At 69.7% G+C, this 17,121-nt stretch carries 16 protein-coding genes and 1 pseudogene; 7 read left to right on the top strand and 10 right to left on the bottom strand.

Features of this window, described 5'->3' with window-relative positions; all coding sequences use genetic code 11:
• Positions 1 to 9: 9 nt before the first annotated feature.
• Positions 10 to 117 (bottom strand): annotated as a pseudogene (locus ABT115_RS30840) (phenazine biosynthesis protein PhzF); the annotation flags it as partial.
• Between the two features lie 369 nt (positions 118 to 486).
• Between ABT115_RS30840 and ABT115_RS02115 the strand changes: the two are divergent.
• On the top strand, positions 487 to 2,115 hold the full coding sequence (locus tag ABT115_RS02115; RefSeq protein ID WP_351782958.1) for an alkaline phosphatase D family protein: 1,629 nt from the start codon (positions 487 to 489) through the stop codon (positions 2,113 to 2,115).
• Between the two features lie 22 nt (positions 2,116 to 2,137).
• On the opposite strand, the gene ABT115_RS02110 is transcribed toward ABT115_RS02115, so the two are convergent.
• Positions 2,138 to 3,142 (bottom strand): Gfo/Idh/MocA family protein, encoded by a 1,005-nt coding sequence (locus ABT115_RS02110; protein ID WP_351783069.1) that lies wholly within the window; start codon positions 3,140 to 3,142, stop codon positions 2,138 to 2,140.
• A gap of 85 nt (positions 3,143 to 3,227) precedes the next feature.
• Here ABT115_RS02110 and ABT115_RS02105 point away from each other — a divergent pair, with 85 nt between their 5' ends.
• Entirely contained in the window at positions 3,228 to 4,550 is a 1,323-nt protein-coding gene (locus ABT115_RS02105) for a multidrug effflux MFS transporter (RefSeq protein ID WP_351783067.1), read from the top strand.
• Positions 4,551 to 4,724: 174 nt separating this feature from the next.
• On the opposite strand, the gene ABT115_RS02100 is transcribed toward ABT115_RS02105, so the two are convergent.
• A complete protein-coding gene (locus ABT115_RS02100; RefSeq protein WP_351782955.1) occupies positions 4,725 to 6,032 on the bottom strand; it encodes a hypothetical protein in 1,308 nt (435 codons plus the stop codon).
• Positions 6,033 to 6,173: 141 nt separating this feature from the next.
• Between ABT115_RS02100 and ABT115_RS02095 the strand changes: the two genes are divergently transcribed.
• Entirely contained in the window at positions 6,174 to 7,181 is a 1,008-nt protein-coding gene (locus tag ABT115_RS02095) for a small ribosomal subunit Rsm22 family protein (RefSeq protein WP_351782952.1), read from the top strand.
• A 43-nt stretch (positions 7,182 to 7,224) separates the two neighbouring features.
• On the opposite strand, the gene ddaH is transcribed toward ABT115_RS02095, so the two are convergent.
• Positions 7,225 to 8,094, bottom strand: coding sequence for a dimethylargininase (gene ddaH / locus ABT115_RS02090; RefSeq protein WP_351782949.1), 870 nt, complete (start codon positions 8,092 to 8,094; stop codon positions 7,225 to 7,227).
• A gap of 170 nt (positions 8,095 to 8,264) precedes the next feature.
• Here ddaH and ABT115_RS02085 point away from each other — a divergent pair, with 170 nt between their 5' ends.
• Positions 8,265 to 8,882, top strand: coding sequence for a TetR/AcrR family transcriptional regulator (locus tag ABT115_RS02085; RefSeq protein ID WP_351782946.1), 618 nt, complete (start codon positions 8,265 to 8,267; stop codon positions 8,880 to 8,882).
• A 143-nt stretch (positions 8,883 to 9,025) separates the two neighbouring features.
• On the top strand, positions 9,026 to 9,772 hold the full coding sequence (locus ABT115_RS02080) for a bifunctional DNA primase/polymerase (RefSeq protein ID WP_351782943.1): 747 nt from the start codon (positions 9,026 to 9,028) through the stop codon (positions 9,770 to 9,772).
• An 87-nt stretch (positions 9,773 to 9,859) separates the two neighbouring features.
• Here the strand turns inward: ABT115_RS02080 and ABT115_RS02075 are convergent, their stop codons facing one another.
• The 5 genes from ABT115_RS02075 to map form a co-directional block, all read right to left on the bottom strand.
• Positions 9,860 to 10,792 (bottom strand): SCO2278 family lipoprotein, encoded by a 933-nt coding sequence (locus tag ABT115_RS02075; protein ID WP_351782940.1) that lies wholly within the window; start codon positions 10,790 to 10,792, stop codon positions 9,860 to 9,862.
• Complete coding sequence (gene efeU / locus ABT115_RS02070) at positions 10,725 to 11,714, bottom strand: iron uptake transporter permease EfeU (protein ID WP_351782937.1); 990 nt, start codon at positions 11,712 to 11,714, stop codon at positions 10,725 to 10,727. Before efeU ends, ABT115_RS02075 begins: the two co-directional genes overlap by 68 nt.
• A 31-nt stretch (positions 11,715 to 11,745) precedes the next feature.
• The gene (gene efeB / locus ABT115_RS02065; protein WP_351782934.1) at positions 11,746 to 13,041 is read right to left on the bottom strand and encodes an iron uptake transporter deferrochelatase/peroxidase subunit; all 1,296 of its coding nucleotides are present in this window, start codon (positions 13,039 to 13,041) and stop codon (positions 11,746 to 11,748) included.
• A 19-nt stretch (positions 13,042 to 13,060) separates the two neighbouring features.
• On the bottom strand, positions 13,061 to 14,197 hold the full coding sequence (efeO, locus tag ABT115_RS02060; protein WP_351782931.1) for an iron uptake system protein EfeO: 1,137 nt from the start codon (positions 14,195 to 14,197) through the stop codon (positions 13,061 to 13,063).
• 226 nt (positions 14,198 to 14,423) lie between these two features.
• Complete coding sequence (map, locus tag ABT115_RS02055) at positions 14,424 to 15,281, bottom strand: type I methionyl aminopeptidase (protein ID WP_351782928.1); 858 nt, start codon at positions 15,279 to 15,281, stop codon at positions 14,424 to 14,426.
• Between the two features lie 58 nt (positions 15,282 to 15,339).
• Between map and ABT115_RS02050 the strand changes: the two genes are divergently transcribed.
• Positions 15,340 to 15,570: a hypothetical protein gene (locus ABT115_RS02050; RefSeq protein WP_351782926.1), complete on the top strand. Its 231-nt coding sequence runs from the start codon at positions 15,340 to 15,342 to the stop codon at positions 15,568 to 15,570.
• 66 nt (positions 15,571 to 15,636) lie between these two features.
• On the opposite strand, the gene ABT115_RS02045 is transcribed toward ABT115_RS02050, so the two are convergent.
• Entirely contained in the window at positions 15,637 to 16,239 is a 603-nt protein-coding gene (locus ABT115_RS02045; protein ID WP_351782923.1) for a hypothetical protein, read from the bottom strand.
• A gap of 131 nt (positions 16,240 to 16,370) precedes the next feature.
• On the opposite strand from ABT115_RS02045, the gene npdG reads away from it, so the two are divergent.
• Positions 16,371 to 17,081: an NADPH-dependent F420 reductase gene (gene npdG / locus ABT115_RS02040; RefSeq protein ID WP_351782920.1), complete on the top strand. Its 711-nt coding sequence runs from the start codon at positions 16,371 to 16,373 to the stop codon at positions 17,079 to 17,081.
• Positions 17,082 to 17,121: the final 40 nt, after the last annotated feature.

The raw sequence follows: 17,121 nt of genomic DNA, 5'->3' as shown, positions 1-17,121 counted from the left end.
CCCCCCTCGTCAGGCTTCGATCCGGGTACCCGTACCGCTCACCCGCACCCGCGCGTCGCCCGCCCGCAGTTCGACCGTTAGCGTGCCGGGGCGGCCCATGTCCTCGCCCTGGTGAAGGTGTGTCGGCGGCGGCCGGACAGTCCAGGGCGGCCAGCGCCTCGGCCAGGTCGTCAGGGGCGATGTCCATGACGTCCGGTTCGACGCTGGTGAGCGTGGCGCGGAGTTCGCCGCCCTCCCGGGTGACCCGTTCTGTGGGTCTCGTGGGGCCACGCGGGGTCAAGGCGGCGTATGCGGCTACGGGTTCACGTCACGGAGGGGCCGCTCTTGATGATCATGGTCTTCGTCGCGTATGCGCACTTTGTCGTGGGCATCCATTCCCGCTGTATTCCTTGTCCGCGCGACGCCGGAGCGACGCGAACACGACAGCCGCTTGATGTGCTGGTCCGGTGCACCGTCCGAGTACACCACCAGCCAGGGGAGGGACAGATGACGCATTCATCGCACCAGGAGGAGCTGCGCGACGCCGCCAGGCACCTCGGCCGCCGCCGCTTCCTCACTGTCACCGGTGCCGCCGCCGCGCTCGCCTTCTCGGTCAACCTGCCGGCCGCGGGCACCGCGAGCGCCGCCGAACTGGATGGCCGGAAGATCCGCGAGAACCCCTTCACGCTCGGCGTCGCCTCCGGCGACCCGCTGCCCGACTCGGTCCTGCTGTGGACGAGACTCGCACCCCGCCCGTACGAGAGCGGCAGCGGACTGCCCCGGGCCCGCTTCCAGGTGCGCTGGGAACTCGCCCGAGACGAGCGGTTCTCCCGCATCGTCCGGCGCGGATCGGCCACCGCCCACCCGGAGTTCGACCACAGCGTCCACGTCGAGATCAAGGGCCTCGAAGCGGGCCACGTCTATTACTACCGCTTCCGCACCGGTACCTGGACCAGCCCCGTCGGCCGGACCCGCACCGCGCCCGCCCGCAGCGCCCGCACCAGCTCGCTGAAACTGGCCGCCGTCTCCTGCCAGGCCTACCACGACGGCTACTTCACCGCGTACAAGTACCTCGCCCGGGAGGATGTCGACGTCGTCTTCCACCTCGGCGACTACCTCTACGAGTACGCCGTCAACGCGGTCGGCGGAGCCCGCAACTACACCGACCGCAAACTCCCCGCCCACTTCCACCGGGAGACGGTCACGCTGGAGGACTACCGGCTGCGGTACGGCCTCTACAAGTCCGACCCCGATCTGCGTGCCGCCCACGCCGCGCACCCCTTCGTCGCCACCTGGGACGACCACGAGACCGAGAACAACTACGCGGGCGACATTCCGGAGAACGGCGTACCGCCGGAGGAATTCCTGCTGCGGCGCGCCGCCGCCTACCGCGCGTACTGGGAGAACCAGCCGCTGCGCACCCCGCAGCAGCCGGCCGGCCCGGACATGAAGCTCTACCGGCGCCTGCAGTTCGGAAGCCTCGCCCAGTTCGACATCCTCGACACCCGTCAGTACCGCAGCAACCAGGCCTACGGTGGCGGCTGGCACAAGCCCGGGCCGGAGTCCGAGGACCCCTCGCGCACCCTGACCGCCGCCACCCAGGAACGCTGGCTGCTGAACGGCTGGCGGACCTCGCGAGCCACCTGGAACGTCGTACCGCAGCAGGTCATTTTCGCCCAGTGGCGCGATGTGCCGACCGGCGCCTTCAAACTCTCCATGGACACGTGGGACGGCTACCCCGCCTCCCGGGACCGGGTCCTGAAGGGGGCCGAGGCCGCCGGGATCGACAATCTGATGGTGCTGACCGGCGATGCGCACGTCGGCTACGCCTTCGACCTGAAGAAGGACTTCGACAACCCGTCGTCCCGCACCGTCGGCACGGAGATTGTGGCCACGTCCATCACGAGCGGCAAGGACGGCTCCGACAGGCCCGGCAGCTGGAACAACCAGATGCAGGCCAACTTGCACATGAAGTTCTTCAACGGCCGTCGCGGATACGCCGTCGTCACGCTGGGCCGCAAGCAGGCACGCGCCGACTACCGCACCGTGTCCGCCGTCACCACGCCCGGGGCCCCCGTCGCGACGGCCGCATCGTTCGTCACGGAGGTGGGCAACCAGGGCCTCACGCCCGCGTGAGGCCCTGGCGCCCGGGTTCCGGTCAGCCGAGGACGTCGGCCGGGTAGCGGACGCCGATGCGGTCACGTACCGCGTCGAGCGTCCGCATCACGGCAAGGGAGCCGTCCAGCGGCACCAGCGGCGACTCCGTCTCGCCCGCCCGCAACGCCCGCGCCACCTCGGCCTGCTCGAACTGCATCCCGCGCAGCCCCTCGCCCGCCGCCCCCGCGGTGAACTCCTCCGGCTCGTGGCCCTGCCGGTGCAGCACGAACCGCTCCGGGAAGAAGAAACCGCGCGGGAAGTCGATCCGCCCCTTCGTGCCCGTGACCGAGGTGGTCTGCGGCGTGTCCGCGACGATCGAACAGTTCAGCAGCGCCGAGGCGCCCGCCTCCGACCAGCTCAGCAGCATCGCGGTGTGCAGATCGACGCCCTCGGGGGAGAGCAGCGCGTCGGCCTGCACCCGGTCCGGCTCGCCCAGCAGCAGATGCGCGAACGACACCGGATAGACCCCGAGGTCCAGCAGCGCGCCGCCGCCCAGCGCCGGGTCGCGCAGCCGGTGTTCGGGACCGAAAGGACCCGCAAGCCCGAAGTCGGCCTGCACGGTACGGATATCGCCGATGGCGCCGTCCCGCACCAGCTCCGTCATGCGCCGGATGACCGGGTTGCAGTACATCCACATGGCCTCCATCAGGAAGAGGCCGCGGTCCCGGGCGAGCTTCACCAGCTCGTCCGCCTCTCGCGCGTCGAGCGTGAACGCCTTCTCGCACAGCACGTGCTTTCCTGCCTCCAGACAGAGCGCGGCCGCCTCCCGGTGCGCCGAGTGCGGTGTCGCCACGTACACCACATCGACCTCGTCGTCGGCGGCGAGATCGGCCCAGCTGCCGTACGCCCGGGGTATCCCGAACCGCTGCGCGAACGCCTTCGCCGCGGCGTCCGTACGGGATGCGACGGCCACCACCTCCGCGTCCGGCATCGACCGCAGGTCCTCGGTGAACGTCGCGGCGATACCGCCGGTCGCCAGCACGCCCCAACGCACAGCCCTGCTCATGCCTGTCATGCCTGCTCCCCCAAAAGGTCTCGACCACCGGCTGAGCTGAGAGCATAGAGGCGGATTCAACGACATGGAGAAGAGAATGCCGGAGAGCGGCACAAGCCGGGCCCAGCAGGAACGCACACACATATCGACCATCGGGACGGTGGCCGCGGAGCCGGCGGCCACCGGCACACCTCCCGGAAATCTGGCCGCCACCGACACGACCCGGCGCACCGGACTCCTCGTCACGCTGGTCCTCGGCGGCCTCACCGCACTGCCGCCGCTCTCCATGGACATGTACCTCCCGGCCCTGCCCGCGGTCACCGAGTCGCTGCACGCCTCCGCCGCGACCGTGCAGCTCACCCTCACCGCCTGCCTCACCGGAATGGCGCTCGGGCAGGTCGTCGTCGGACCGATGAGCGACCGGTGGGGCAGGCGCAGGCCACTGCTCCTCGGCATGATCATCTATGTCGTCGCCACCGCGATCTGCGTCTTCGCCCCCACCACGGAACTCCTCATCGGCTTCCGCCTCCTGCAGGGCCTGGCCGGTGCGGCGGGGATCGTCATCGCCCGTGCCGTGGTGCGCGACATGTACGACGGCGTGGAGATGGCCAGGTTCTTCTCCACCCTGATGCTGATCTCCGGCGTCGCACCGATCGTCGCACCGCTGATCGGCGGACAGGTGCTGCGGTTCACCGACTGGCGGGGGATCTTCGCCGTCCTCACCGTCGTCGGCGTGGTGCTCACCCTGGTCGTCTGGAAGTGGCTGCACGAGACCCTGCCGCCGCAGGACCGGCACAACGGCGGCATCGGCGACGCGCTGCGCACCATGCGCGGGCTGCTCGCCGACCGGGTCTTCACCGGCTACATGATCGCGGGCAGCCTCGCCTTCGCCGCCCTCTTCGCGTACGTGAGCGCCTCGCCGTTCGTCGTGCAGGGGATCTACGGGGCCTCGCCGCAGACCTTCAGCCTGCTCTTCGGCATCAACTCGGTCGGCCTGATCGTCGTGGGCCAGATCAACGGCAAAATCCTGGTCGGCCGGGTCAGCTCGGACAAGGCGCTCGGTTTCGGACTCTCGGTCATCGTGCTGGCCGCGGCCGCGCTGCTGCTGATGACGTCCGGGGTCTTCGGGGACGTGGGTCTGGCTCCGGTCGCCGCCGGGCTCTTCGTGCTGATGTCGGCGATGGGGCTCGCGATGCCGAACACGAACGCGCAGGCCCTGATGCGTACGAAGCACGCTGCCGGGTCCGCCTCCGCGCTGCTCGGTACGTCGTCGTTCCTGATCGGCGCCGTCGCCTCGCCGCTCGTCGGGATCGCGGGCGAGGGGACGGCCGTTCCGATGGCTGTCGTGCAACTGGTGTGCGGGGTGGGCGCGATGGCCTGCTTCCTGGGGCTGTGCCGGCCCTGGCGGCGGGCGTCGTAGCGGGGGCCGGGTTCAGCCCCAGGTCTTGCCGCTGATCAGGTCCGGTCCGAGGTGGCGGGAGGCGATGGAGACGATCGCCGGTTTCCGCGCCTTCCCCCGACGCGTGCTTGAAGGTGTGGACCGCGCAGGTCTGCACCCGGCATCGGCCCGCCGGGCCATCTGCCTGTCGCGGCACTAGTTCGCGCTCGGGTACCCGATCAGGTGCGGGCGGTCCTTCTCGTCCGTCCAGCGGAACAGGCCGACGCCGTCCGATGTCACCGCGCCCGGAACCCGTTGGTTCGAGGGCAGCGCGCCCGTCGTGCCGCTCCTGATCGCCACCGCGACGGGGGTGCCGCCGCCGGCCAGTACGTCGGCCGCGTTGCGTGCGTTCGCCGCGCCGTACGCGATGCCCTCGTCGTTCACGGACGCGAGCGTCAGCGGCTTCGTGCCGTCCGTCCCCTCGAAGCAGAACCCACGCTTCGTCAACAGGTCGAAGGCGAGCGGCCCGGCCACCAGGAAGTTGCCCGAGGGGGCGGCGACGAGCTGCGGGTACTGGCCCGGCTTAATCGCAGGCTTGCTGCACTCCACCGAGGCGAGAGGCTTGCCCGTTTCCACGTCGTGCACCGTCCACAGGTCATGGGTGGTGGCGCGCTTCGCCCCCTTCGCGAGGTGCCACTTCGCCAGTACCAGATTCGGGATGACCGATGTCGGGAGTCCGCTGAGCCGGTCGGTGCCCTTGGGGGCGACATTGCGGCTGAACCAGCCGTCCTGCACCCAGAATTCCTTGGCCCCGCTGACCAGCAGGCCCTTCTTCGTCAGCCCGCGTACCTCGGTGAGCTGCTTGCAGGTCGTGCAGCCCTTCGGGTACTTGAGCGCGGGGGCGGCGATCTCCGTCACCTGGCCGGTCACCGGGTCGACCACCGTGCTGTTCGTCCGGCCGTCGCTGATGAGGATGCCGGGGCCGGTGGTGGTGACCGTGGGTACGGAGTTCCACGGCACCTCGACGCGCCGACGGGAGCCGTCCTGCACGTCGTAGACATCCAGCGAGACGATCGTGTCGGCGGGGGTCAGCGCGTTCTCGCCGATCTTCCCGTACGACCAGGTCACGAAGTATTCGTGGTCGTCCACGGTGACCGCAAGGAGCCTCGGGAATCGCTGCGGGGACGGAGGCCGCCAGCTCTCCCCGTGCCAGCCGGCCTTCCCGGTCTCCGAGTCGATGGTCCGCAGCTGGTACTTGGTGTCCGAGACCCGCACGAGGTAGGCGAGACCGCCCGTCGTCCGGGAGAGCGCGTAGTCGGGCGACGTACCGATGAGCTCCCAGCCGTGCTCCGTCGCGAACACGGAAGGGACGGTGAGCTGTGTCACCGGGGCCGAGCTCGCCTTGACCTGCTTCTTCGGCTTGTCGGAGCTCTTCTCGCCGCTGCCACAGGTGGCCAGGAGAAGAAGCATGACAAGCACGAGCATTCCGCCGACCAGAACCAGGCGCACGATCTTCTGTCTCATGGTTTCCCTCGATGGGCGATCCCGACCTCGCGCCGGTCAGCGTAGCAACTGGCGCAGGCGTCACGGCAGTTCGTATGCGTTGCTGTTCGCTGCGGGGGCCGGGCCGGAAGCGGGTCCGCCGCCTTTGCCTACAATTCGTCGGTGAACGCCACCCTCCCCACCGCGGAAGCCCTGCGCGCGGCGCTGGCCGGCCTGCTCGACGGGCTGCCGCCCAAGCAGGCCGCCCAGGCCGTCGACCGGCTCATCGCCAACTACCGGGGGACCACCCCCACGGATGCCCCGGTGCTCCGCGACCGTTCCGACGTCGCCGCGTACGCCGCCTACCGGATGCCCGCGACTTTTGAAGCCGTACGGTCCGCCCTCGCCGCGCTGCAGGAGGCCGCCCCGGACTGGGTGCCCGGCACACACACCGACATCGGCGGCGGCACCGGAGCGGCGAGCTGGGCCGTGGCAGGGGCCTGGCAGGGGCAGCGGACGACCGTCCTTGACTGGGCCGAACCCGCACTCGCCCTGGGCCGGGAGCTGGCCGCGATCTCCGGCATCCACGCCCTGCGCGCCGCCGAGTGGCGCCGGGCCCGGATCGGCGCCGGCCTCGAACTCGCCCCCACGGACCTGATCACCGTCTCCTACGTACTCAAGGAACTGACGGCGGACGCCCGCGCCGGCCTCGTCGACACCGCGGCGGCCGTCGCACAGGCGGTCGTGGTCGTCGAGCCGGGCACCCCCGACGGCTACGCCCGCATCGTCGAGGCCCGCGACCGGCTGATCGCCGCCGGGCTGAAGGTCGCCGCGCCCTGCACGCACAACGACGCCTGCCCCATCGAGCCGGGCACCAACTGGTGCCACTTCTCGGCCCGGGTCAGCCGCTCCTCGCTGCACCGCCAGGTCAAGGGCGGCTCACTGCCGTACGAGGACGAGAAGTTCAGCTATGTCGTGGCGACCCGCTTCGAGACGGAACCCGTCCGGGCGCGCGTCACCCGCAAGCCGCAGATCCGCAAGGGGCAGGTGCTGCTGGACCTGTGCACCCGTGACGAGGCCCTGCAGCGCTCCACGGTCACCAAGCGGCACGGCGAGCTGTACCGCGCCGCCCGGGACATCGCATGGGGCGACGAGTGGCCGCCGCACGGCGTGGATCCGTCCGGCGGCTGAGAGGCTGTCGGGTGGCCTCTGAGAGCGGCTGCCGACCCCGCGGCTACCCGCGCAGCTCCTGTGTGCAGCACTTCACGCTGCCACCGCCCTTCAGCAGCTCGCCCAGATCCATCGGCACCGGCTCGAAGCCGCGCACCCGCAACGGATCGAAGAGCCCCGTGGCGGCCTGTGGCAGCAGCACATGGAGCCCGTCGCTCACCGCGTTCAGGCCGAGCGCCGCCGCGTCCGCCTCCTCGGCGATCAGTGCGTCGGGGAAGAGCCGCGCCAGCACCGACCGGCTGCCCGGCGAGAAGGCGCCCGGGTAGTACATGATCTCGTCGCCCGCGTCGTCGAGCACGGACAGGGCCGTGTCCAGGTGGTAGTAGCGCGGGTCGATCAGATCGAGCCCGATCACCGGACGCCCGAAGAACTCCTGCGCCTCGTCGTGCGAGAGGGGACTGGACCTGAAGCCCCGCCCGGCCAGGATGTACGAAGCGGTGACCGCGAAGTCGCCCTCGCCCTCGTTGACGTGGGCCGGTTCATGGAACTCGGTGAAGCCGTTGTCCCGGAACCACTCACGATGGGCCCCGGCCTCCTCGTACCGCTCCTGGTACGCGAATCGGGCGCCGAGCACCCGGCCGTCGATGACGGTGGCACCGTTGGCGGCGAAGACCATGTCGGGCAGCTCGGGGCGGGGAGTGAGCAGCTCCACGGTGTGCCCGAGGGCGCGGTACCGGTCGCGCAGGTCCTCCCACTGGGTCAGGGCCAGGGGAAGATCCACGGGCTTACTGGGATCCATCCAGGGGTTGATGGAGTACGTCACCCTGAAGTGGGCCGGGGCGCACATCAGGTAACGGCGGGGTGTGGCTCGACGGCCAGGGGTGCGGCGCGGAGCGCCTCGATGAGGGGCGGGGGCCGCGTGACGAGTGGTCAATGAGGGCTCCTCACGAAGAGGCAGGGATTGCCTGCCGGGGGGGGTTGCACGGGTGTGTGCGTGAGGCCATGGTCCGCTTTCCGGGGGCCGCGCGCAGTGATCCGATCGGGTGGTTCCGCACGGTGATGAGGCGACGCGTGTCGACTCGTGCCGCTGCTAGATTTGCCGGCATGGTAAGGAACCGGCCGCCTGACTCCAGCCGCCGCAGTGAGCGCTCACGCCGTGCGATCTACGACGCGGCGCTCGGCCTGGTCGGTGAGGTGGGCTACCCCCGGACCACCATCGAGGCCATCGCCGCGCGGGCCGGCGTCGGAAAGCAGACGATCTACCGGTGGTGGCCCTCCAAGGCGGCCGTCCTCCTGGAGGCCTTCGTCGCTCTCGGTGACCGGACCGCCGAGGAGAACGGCGCGGGTGACGTACAGGGGCTCCCGGACACCGGTGATCTCGCGGCCGACCTCAAAGTCGTTCTGCGGGCCACCGTCGACGAGCTGACCGACCCCGCCTTCGAGGCGCCGACCAGGGCACTGGCCGCCGAGGGGATCGTCGACCCACAGCTCGGCGCCGAATTCGTCCAGAAGCTGCTCGATCCTTCGCTCCAGCTGTACGTCGCACGGCTGCGTGCCGCTCAGGAGGCGGGCCAGGTGCGCGCCGACATCGACCCGCGGATCGCCCTGGAGCTCCTTGTGGGACCGCTCACCCACCGTTGGCTGCTGCGTACCCTCCCGCTGACCCACGAGTACGCGGACGCGATCGTCGACTACACCCTGCGCGGGCTGACGCACTCCTGAAATGCAACCCTGAATTCATGACAAGAAGTGGCATAGTGCCCAGCTCGCGACATCGTCCCCCGTACCCCGCTTCGGGACTCTGGCCACCCGAGGCGCAGGATGGTGGGACGATGTGCAGGGCCAACGCTGAGGTAAGGGGATAGATGGGCGCCGATTTCGGCCGTTATCGCGGCTCAGAGAGCAAATTTTCCCAATGGCTTCGCCGCCGACCCAAACCGCAGCAGAGCGAGGTCGACGACGCCGCCCGGGAGGCGCTGCTCCTTGCTGTCGCCGAAGCCGGAATGCCGATCGCGCCCGCCGCCCATCCGGTCGGCTACCGATGTTCGTGTGAACGCATCGGCTGTCCCACCCCCGCCCGGCACCCCGTCTCCTTCGCCTGGCAGACGCAGTCCACCACCGAGCGCGCCCAGATCGAGCGCTGGGCCCGCAGCCAGCCGCACGCCAACTTCATCACTGCGACCGGCATGATCCACGACGTTCTCGACGTGCCGCTGTCCGCGGGCAGCCAGGCACTGGAGCGGCTCCTCGCCGCAGGAATCGACGTCGGCCCCGTCGCCCGGTGCGGCGACGACCGGATGCTCTTCTTCACCGCCACCCGTGGTACGCCCGAGGACGAGGACGAGTGGTGGCCGTGCGAGCTGGACTGCCACCCCGAGACCATGGACGAGCATCCGGGACTGCGGTGGCACTGCCGCGGCAGCTACGTACTCCTGCCGCCGGCCAGACTGCCCGGTGAGCTGGATGTGCAGTGGGTGCGGGGGCCGGAGAACCCGCTGCCCGATCCGCTGACGCTGCTGGAGACGCTCACCGACGCGTGTGCGCAGTACGTGGACGCGGCGGACCAGAGCGATCTCGGCCATGACTCGGTGGCGTGGCCGCCGAGCCGTTAGGGCCTGTCTGGGCATCCGGTGGCCATCCCCCCATGGCTCAGTCTCAGAGCATGGGGGACCCCTCGACGTGTTTGAATCCGCCCCCGGTCACGCCCCCTGCGCCGCCGTCAGGCCCGGCAGCCGGTTCAGCACGACCACCTTGCCGTCCCCGGCGCCCTTCTTCGGGACGAACACCAGTTGGCTGGAGACCCGCTCCTTGGTGAGGGTGGACTTCACCTCGCCGGTCAGCAGAGCCTCCACATCCGCGTTGAGCGGCGGACGCAGCCCCTTCGCCGCGGTCTGCCGTTCGAAGTGCTTGCTGCTGAAGAAGACCAGCGCCCCGCCGTCGTCCGTCTTCAGGCCGAGCGGGGCGAACGTACCGCCGTCCAGCGGCTGGTCGATGTACTGGTACGAGAAGCCCGCCCGCCGGGTGGTGCGGCGCGCCTCCCGCCAGCCCGAAGTGGCGGTGCCGGGGGCGAAGACGTCCGGGGTGCCCTTCTGCAGGTACTCCGTGTACTGGGTGCCCAGGTCCTCCGGAGCCACGGCCAGTTCGGAGCTGTCCGAGGCCACCGGCTCGGGCCGGCCGTCGCTGTCCTTCGCGAAGGTGGGCAGCTGGGACGGTGCGACGACCGACAGATAGGCGGTCTTCCACCCCGCGCCGGGCCCGGACTTGACGAAGACGAGCAGCCAGCGGGTGTCCAGCTTCCCGCTGTCCTCGTCGCGGTTGGAGTCGGTGTCCGCGAGGAACCACCGGGGCCAGCCGGCCTTCTTCGGGATGAGGTACTCGGCATCGGTCAGCTCCAACGGCACGTGGTTCGCGTTGCCGTCCGGATTGTTCTTCTGCCGTGCCTTCAGCCCGGCCTGGTTGATCGCGCCGAGCGGGCCCGTGACCTGGTCCGCATCCAGAGCCGGGTCATAGGCCTTGTCCGCCGCGTTGTACGCGGTGGTGAAGTCCTTCAGGGCCTCGGCAGCCTCAGACCTGGTTGCCGCCGGCACCACTTCCAGCTCGCCGTGCACCGTCACGCACCCGCTCGCCGTCATGGACAGCACCGTCGCCGTCGCGAGCCCCGTCGCCAGCCGAATCGGCCTCAGGCTTCTCATCCGTTGCTTTCCGCGCCTTCTGATCCGTCGCCGCGCTGCCCACTGCCCGACGCTCTGACCGTCCGAACCCTACCGGGGCGAGGAACAGCGCGAGAGTGGGGATCAGATACAGCGCCCACACGGTGACTTGAAGAACCGTCGGATCGGGCTGGAAGTTGATCGTGCCCTTCAGCAGCGTGCCGTACCAGCTGTCCGGCGGAATCGTGGAGCTGATGTCGAACGCCTTGTTCTCGAGACCGCCCAAGAACCCGGCTTCCTGGAGGTCGTGGACGCCGTACGCGAGCACGCCCGCGGCGACGACCACCAGCATGCCGCCGGTCCAGGTGAAGAACTTCGACAAATTGATCTTCAGCGCACCGCGGTAGAACAGCCAGCCCAGCAGGACGGCGGTCGCGATGCCGAGGAACGCACCGATCATCGGGTACCAGCCGTCGTCCGCCGCATGCACCGCACGCCACACGAACAACGAGGTCTCCAGGCCCTCCCGGCCCACCGCGAGCAGCGCAGTGGCGACCAGTGCGCCGTTACCCATCGTGAGCGCCGTGTCGAGCTTGCCGTGCAGATCCGTCTTCAGATGCCGCGCGGTGCGCCGCATCCAGAAGACCATCCAGGTGACCAGACCGACCGAGATGATCGACAGTGTTCCGCCGAGCGCCTCCTGGGCCTTGAACGTCATCTCCCGCGAACCGAATTCGAGACCGGCACCGAACGCCAGGCTGACGACGACCGCGATGGCGACACCGGTCCAGATCGGGACCAGCTTGCGCTTGTTGCCGGTCTTCACCAGATAGGCGATGAGGATGCAGACGACCAGGCTGGCCTCAAGTCCTTCGCGCAGGCCGATCAGGAAGTTGCTGAACACGTTTCGGTTCTCCTTTTCTGCTTCGAGTCCTCTACGAGAACAGCGCCCGGCCCCACCAGTCGTCCTTGTCGCGGACGCCCGGCGGGACGGCGAAGTGCGCCGAACCCACGTGCTGGATGTACTCGTTGAGTGCGTCATGCGTCGCAAGGCGGCGCTGCAGCGGAATGAAGCCCTTGCGGGCATCGCGCTGATAGGCGAGGAAGAACAGCCCGGCGTCGAGCCGGCCGAGGCCGTCCGTACCGTCGGTGAAGGAGTAGCCGCGGCGCAGGATCGTCGCACCGTCGTTGCTGTCCGGGTGGGCGAGCCGTACATGCGCGGTCGGCAGCATCGCCTTCAGGAACGGTTCGTCGCGCTCCTTGGCCTTGCCGACCGGGGCGCCCTCGCCCTTGTCCCGGCCGAAGATGTCCTCCTGCTCCTGGAGCGGGGCGCGGTCCCAGGTCTCGATGTGCATCCGGATGCGCCGGGCCACCAGGTACGAACCCCCGGCCATCCAGCCCGCCTTGTCCTTCTCACCGACCCAGACATGCTTTTCCAGGGCGGCGGTGTCGGTGCCGGAGATGTTCCGGGTGCCGTCCTTGAAGCCCATCATGTTGCGCGGGGTCTGGGCGTCCGGCGTCGTCGAGGACGTCTTGCCGAAGCCCAGCTGGGACCAGCGGATCGCGGTGCGGCCCATGCCGATCCTGGCGAGGTTGCGGATGGCGTGCACCGCGACCTGCGGGTCGTCCGCACACGCCTGGACGCAGAGATCGCCGCCGCTGCGGGCCGCTTCGAGATTGTCCCCAGGGAACTTCGGCAGATCGACCAGCGCCTCGGGACGCTTGTCCTCCAGGCCGAACCTGCCCTTGGCGAAGAGCGAGGGGCCGAAACCGATGGTGAGCGTGAGCCGCGACGGCTTGAGCCCCAGCGCCTCGCCCGTGTCGTCCGGCGGGGCCTGGGCGAGACCACCGTAAGCACCGTCGCCGACCGTGTGACCGGCCGTCATCCGCTCGGCCGCCCGCGTCCACTCCTTGAGCAGCGCGACCAGCTCGGCGCGGTCCTTCGTCGTCACGTCGAACGCGGCGAAGTGCAGCCTGTCCTGTACGGCAGTGGCGATACCGGCCTGGTGCGGACCGTGGAACGGCACGGCCGCACCGCTGTCCGCGGCCGGTACGGCGTCGCTGTCCGGGCGCACCGCGGCGACCGCGCCACCGGCCGCGACCGCGCCGAGCGCCAGACCGGCGCCGCCCCAGCCGAGCAGCGCCCGGCGGGACGGGGCACGGCCACCTGTCTCGGCGGCAGTTGCCCCGGCGGCGCCGTCCATGGCGGTGTTCTGCGTCTCCTCGGACATTCCGAAGCCTTCCCGCTCGTTACTTCGTCACCGCGGCGGCGAGCTGGGACAGCGGCTCTGCCAGCGCGTTGACCGCGTCCGACAGCTCCTTGCGTTCCGCCTTGCCGACCTTGTCGTACGAGACGAACTCGTAGGAGCTCTTGTCCTTGCGGTACTTGTCCAGCAGCGTGTTCAGCGCCGCGAACTGCTTGTCCAGGGTCGCGGTCAGCGCCGGGTCGTTCTTCGAGGCGATCGGCTTCAGCAGCTCGTAGGACTTCTCCGCGCCCTCGACGTTGCCCTTGAAGTCGACGAGGTCTGTGTGGCTGTAGCGCTCTTCCTCGCCGGTGACCTTGCCGGTCGCGACCTCGTCGAGGAGCTCCTTGGCGCCGTTGGCCATCGACGTCGGGGTGATCTCCGCCGTGCCGACCCGCTTCTGCCAGTCGAGCAGGTCCTCGTAGAGCACCTGCGCGAGGGCCTTCTCCTCGGCGCCCAGCTTCTCGTCCTGCCACAGCGCCTTCTCCAGGCGGTGCCAGCCCGTCCACTCCTGGCCGTCCTCCAGGCCGTCCTCGCGCATGTCGACCTTCGGGTCGATGTCGCCGAAGGACTCGGCGACCGGCTCCGTGCGCTCCCAGCCGAGCCGGGAGTCGGCGTAGGCATTCTTGGCAGCCTCGATGTCACCCGCGGCGACGGCGTCCGTGAAGACCTTGGCCTTCGGCAGCGTCTCGTCGGCCTGGGCCTGGACGTACGTGCGGTACTCCGCGACGGCCTTGTCCATCTCGGGGCTGCGCTTGGCCGCGTTGGCGCCGGTGACCTCGATCTTCTGCCGGATGCCGTTGCCCTTCATGCCGGGCTTGCAGACGACGTTGTACGAGCCGGCCTTCACCTCGGCCGTGATGGTGGCCTTGGTGCCGGGTCCGATGTTCTCGCGCTCGGCGACGATGCGGTCGTCCGGGAACAGGAGGTAGACCTCGGTGACCTTCGAGCCCTTGTTCTCGACGGCCAGTTCGACGTGGCCGGCCGGCAGCTTCTTCTTCGACACCTCGCAGGAGTCGTCCGTCGCGACGACCTGTACGGCTTCGTCGCTCTTGCCGTCGCTCTTCTCGGCACATCCCGTGACGGCGGTCAGGGCGACCACCGTCGCGGCAGCGGTGACGACGGAGAAACGAACGGTTCGCATGCGGGCTCCATGAGATGAAGGAGAAGACCGGACAAAGGCAGGTGAGGCAGACCTAACTTAGCCTAGCCTTGCCTTATCGGTACCCACTCGTGCGGTGATTCAGCTCTCATCCGTGCAAGCCGGGAACGCGAAAGCGGCCGCCCGGGGGCGGCCGCTTTCGGAGGGAGCTGTCTGCGTGGGTGCGGTCGTTAACGGCCTGATCCACTCTCTATCGTGCACCAGGCCGTTAAGGGAGCGTCAGGATCTCGGCGCCCGTGTCCGTCACCACCAGCGTGTGCTCGAACTGAGCGGTGCGCTTGCGGTCCTTCGTCACCACGGTCCAGCCGTCGTCCCACATGTCGTAGTCATGGCTGCCCAGCGTCAGCATCGGCTCGATGGTGAATGTCATGCCGGGCTGCATCACGGTGGTCGCGTGCGGGCTGTCGTAGTGCGGAATGATCAGACCGGAGTGGAACGAGGAATTGATTCCGTGCCCGGTGAAGTCCCGCACCACCCCGTACCCGAAGCGCTTGGCGTACGACTCGATGACCCGCCCGATCACATTGACCTGCCGGCCCGGCCGGACTGCCTTGATGGCCCGGTTCAGTGACTCCTCGGTGCGCTCCACGAGTAGCCGGGACTCCTCGTCCACGTCGCCGCAGAGGTACGTGGCGTTGTTGTCGCCGTGCACACCGTTGATGTATGCCGTGACGTCGAGGTTCACGATGTCGCCGTCGCGCAGCACCGTGGAGTCCGGGATGCCGTGGCAGATCACCTCGTTGAGCGAGGAACAGAGCGACTTGGGGAATCCGCGGTAGCCGAGCGTCGACGGGTAGGCGCCGTGGTCGCACATGAACTCATGGGCGACCCGGTCGAGTTCGTCCGTCGTGACGCCCGGGGCGATGTGCTTCGCGGCCTCCGCCATTGCCTGCGCGGCGATCCGCCCCGCGATGCGCATGCGCTCGATGGTGTCGGCGTCCTGGGTGTCCGGACCGGTGTACGGGGTGGGGGCCGGCTTGCCCACATATTCGGGGCGCCGAATGTTTCCGGGTACGGAACGGATGGGAGTGATCTCCCCGGGTACGAGCAGCGACTGGCCAGACATGTCAGCGAGTCTAACCAGCGCGCTTGGGGCAGCATGGCTCCGAGGGAAGGAGCCGATGATGGCCCTGTTCAAGAAGCGCACGGTCGGCAAGCCGGGCGAGTGGTACTACTGCCTGCAGCATCAGAAGGTCGAGGAGGGCCCCGAGTGCCCGGCCAAGGACCGCTTCGGGCCGTACGCCTCCCGCGAGGAGGCGGATCATGCGATGCAGAGGGCGCAGGAGCGCAATCTCGAGTGGGAGACGGATCCCAAGTGGCACGACCGGGGAGCGCCGCCCGGTCCGGAGGCGTGACCGGGGGCACTGATCGGGGACTCCGCCCCAGGCCCCCGCTCCTCAAACGCCGGACTCCCCGGACTCTCACCACCGGGCCGGCGGCGGCGCCGTCAGCTGGTCGGCGAGCCGGGACAGCCTGTCCCGGAAGCGGCGGCGGCCGCGCGGCGCGGGGGCGCTGTTCTCCCCGGCCGCCGCGCTCACCAGATGCTGCACGGTGTCCAGGTCGACACCGTCGGTGCCGGTCACCGTGAGCCTCTCGTGGGCGAGCCCCCGCACCCCCGGTTCCCCGTCGTCCAACGAGAGCACCGTCGCCCCGGCCCGGCGGGCATCGTGCACCCGCTCCAGTAGTCCGGCGCCGGGCCGCTCCGGGGCCACCAGGAGCAGCGTCGCGCCCCGCCCCGCCGCCTCGAGCCGACCCAGACCGATGGCCAGATGTGCCGGATCGCCCGGTTCCACCCGGTGGCGTACCAGGGTGGGTGTGAGCTCGGGCAACCCGGACCAGGTGGACTCGTCGACCAGATGGGCCGCCAGATGCCACGGCTCGTACCCCGCCGTCCCCATCAGCAGCAGCCCGCCGCCGTGCGGGACGACGGACGACCTGAGCGCCCCGGCGAACCGCCGGGCCGCCGCGGGCCACTCGGTCCCGGCGAGCACTTCACGCAGCAGGGCGACGCGTACGGCATCCATGGCCGGGCATCATGCCCCAAGGCCGGGCCCCGCCACCGGCGAACGACGGCGGAACCATTCGAACGGGCCCTGCGGATCGATCTGGATCGCGCGGCCGAAGACCGGGCGAAGCGGGCAGTAGTGTCGAGGCCATGACTACGAATGACAGTGGCAGTGCACCCAAGCCCCCCGCCAAGGACCCCTGGGACCTCCCCGATGTGTCCGGGTTGACCGTCGGCGTGCTCGGCGGCACCGGACCGCAGGGCCGCGGGCTCGCCTACCGGTTCGCCCGCGCCGGGCAGAAGGTGATCATCGGCTCCCGTGCCGCCGAGCGCGCACAGACCGCCGCCGACGAGCTGGGCCACGGCGTCGAGGGCGCGGACAACGCGGAGTGCGCCCGGCGCAGCGACGTCGTGATCGTCGCCGTGCCATGGGACGGCCATGCCAAGACCCTGGAGTCGCTGCGCGACGAGCTGGCGGGCAAGCTCGTCATCGACTGCGTCAACCCGCTCGGCTTCGACAAGAAGGGCGCCTATGCCCTCAAGCCAGAGGAGGGCAGCGCCGCCGAGCAGGCCGCCGCTCTGCTGCCGGAGTCCCGGGTCACCGCCGCCTTCCATCACCTCTCGGCGGTGCTTCTTCAGGACGAGGCCATCGAGGAGATCGACACCGATGTGCTGGTGCTGGGCGAGGCCCGCGCCGACACGGACCTCGTACAGGCGCTGGCGGGCCGGATTCCCGGCATGCGCGGCATCTTCGCCGGGCGGCTGCGCAACGCCCACCAGGTCGAGTCGCTGGTCGCCAATCTGATCTCGGTCAACCGCCGCTACAAGGCGCACGCAGGCCTGCGTACCACTGACGTCTGAGCGGACACGTTTCCGGCGCACCCTGCGGCGAGGGGAAAGG

It is taken from the genome of Streptomyces sp. NPDC001832 (assembly GCF_040297265.1).
Taxonomy (GTDB): Bacteria; Actinomycetota; Actinomycetes; order Streptomycetales; family Streptomycetaceae; genus Streptomyces.
Note: the sequence above shows the minus strand (reverse complement) of the source record. Positions and strands in the feature narration are given on the sequence as shown.

Coding starts and splice junctions, on each gene's coding strand:
- ABT115_RS02115 (WP_351782958.1), top strand. CDS start 487: ATGACGCATTCATCGCACCAGGAGGAGCTGCGCGACGCCGCCAGGCAC.
- ABT115_RS02110 (WP_351783069.1), bottom strand. CDS start 3,142: ATGAGCAGGGCTGTGCGTTGGGGCGTGCTGGCGACCGGCGGTATCGCC.
- ABT115_RS02105 (WP_351783067.1), top strand. CDS start 3,228: ATGCCGGAGAGCGGCACAAGCCGGGCCCAGCAGGAACGCACACACATA.
- ABT115_RS02100 (WP_351782955.1), bottom strand. CDS start 6,032: ATGAGACAGAAGATCGTGCGCCTGGTTCTGGTCGGCGGAATGCTCGTG.
- ABT115_RS02085 (WP_351782946.1), top strand. CDS start 8,265: ATGGTAAGGAACCGGCCGCCTGACTCCAGCCGCCGCAGTGAGCGCTCA.
- ABT115_RS02080 (WP_351782943.1), top strand. CDS start 9,026: ATGGGCGCCGATTTCGGCCGTTATCGCGGCTCAGAGAGCAAATTTTCC.
- ABT115_RS02075 (WP_351782940.1), bottom strand. CDS start 10,792: ATGACGGCGAGCGGGTGCGTGACGGTGCACGGCGAGCTGGAAGTGGTG.
- efeB (WP_351782934.1), bottom strand. CDS start 13,041: ATGTCCGAGGAGACGCAGAACACCGCCATGGACGGCGCCGCCGGGGCA.
- efeO (WP_351782931.1), bottom strand. CDS start 14,197: ATGCGAACCGTTCGTTTCTCCGTCGTCACCGCTGCCGCGACGGTGGTC.
- map (WP_351782928.1), bottom strand. CDS start 15,281: ATGTCTGGCCAGTCGCTGCTCGTACCCGGGGAGATCACTCCCATCCGT.
- ABT115_RS02050 (WP_351782926.1), top strand. CDS start 15,340: ATGGCCCTGTTCAAGAAGCGCACGGTCGGCAAGCCGGGCGAGTGGTAC.
- ABT115_RS02045 (WP_351782923.1), bottom strand. CDS start 16,239: ATGGATGCCGTACGCGTCGCCCTGCTGCGTGAAGTGCTCGCCGGGACC.
- npdG (WP_351782920.1), top strand. CDS start 16,371: ATGACTACGAATGACAGTGGCAGTGCACCCAAGCCCCCCGCCAAGGAC.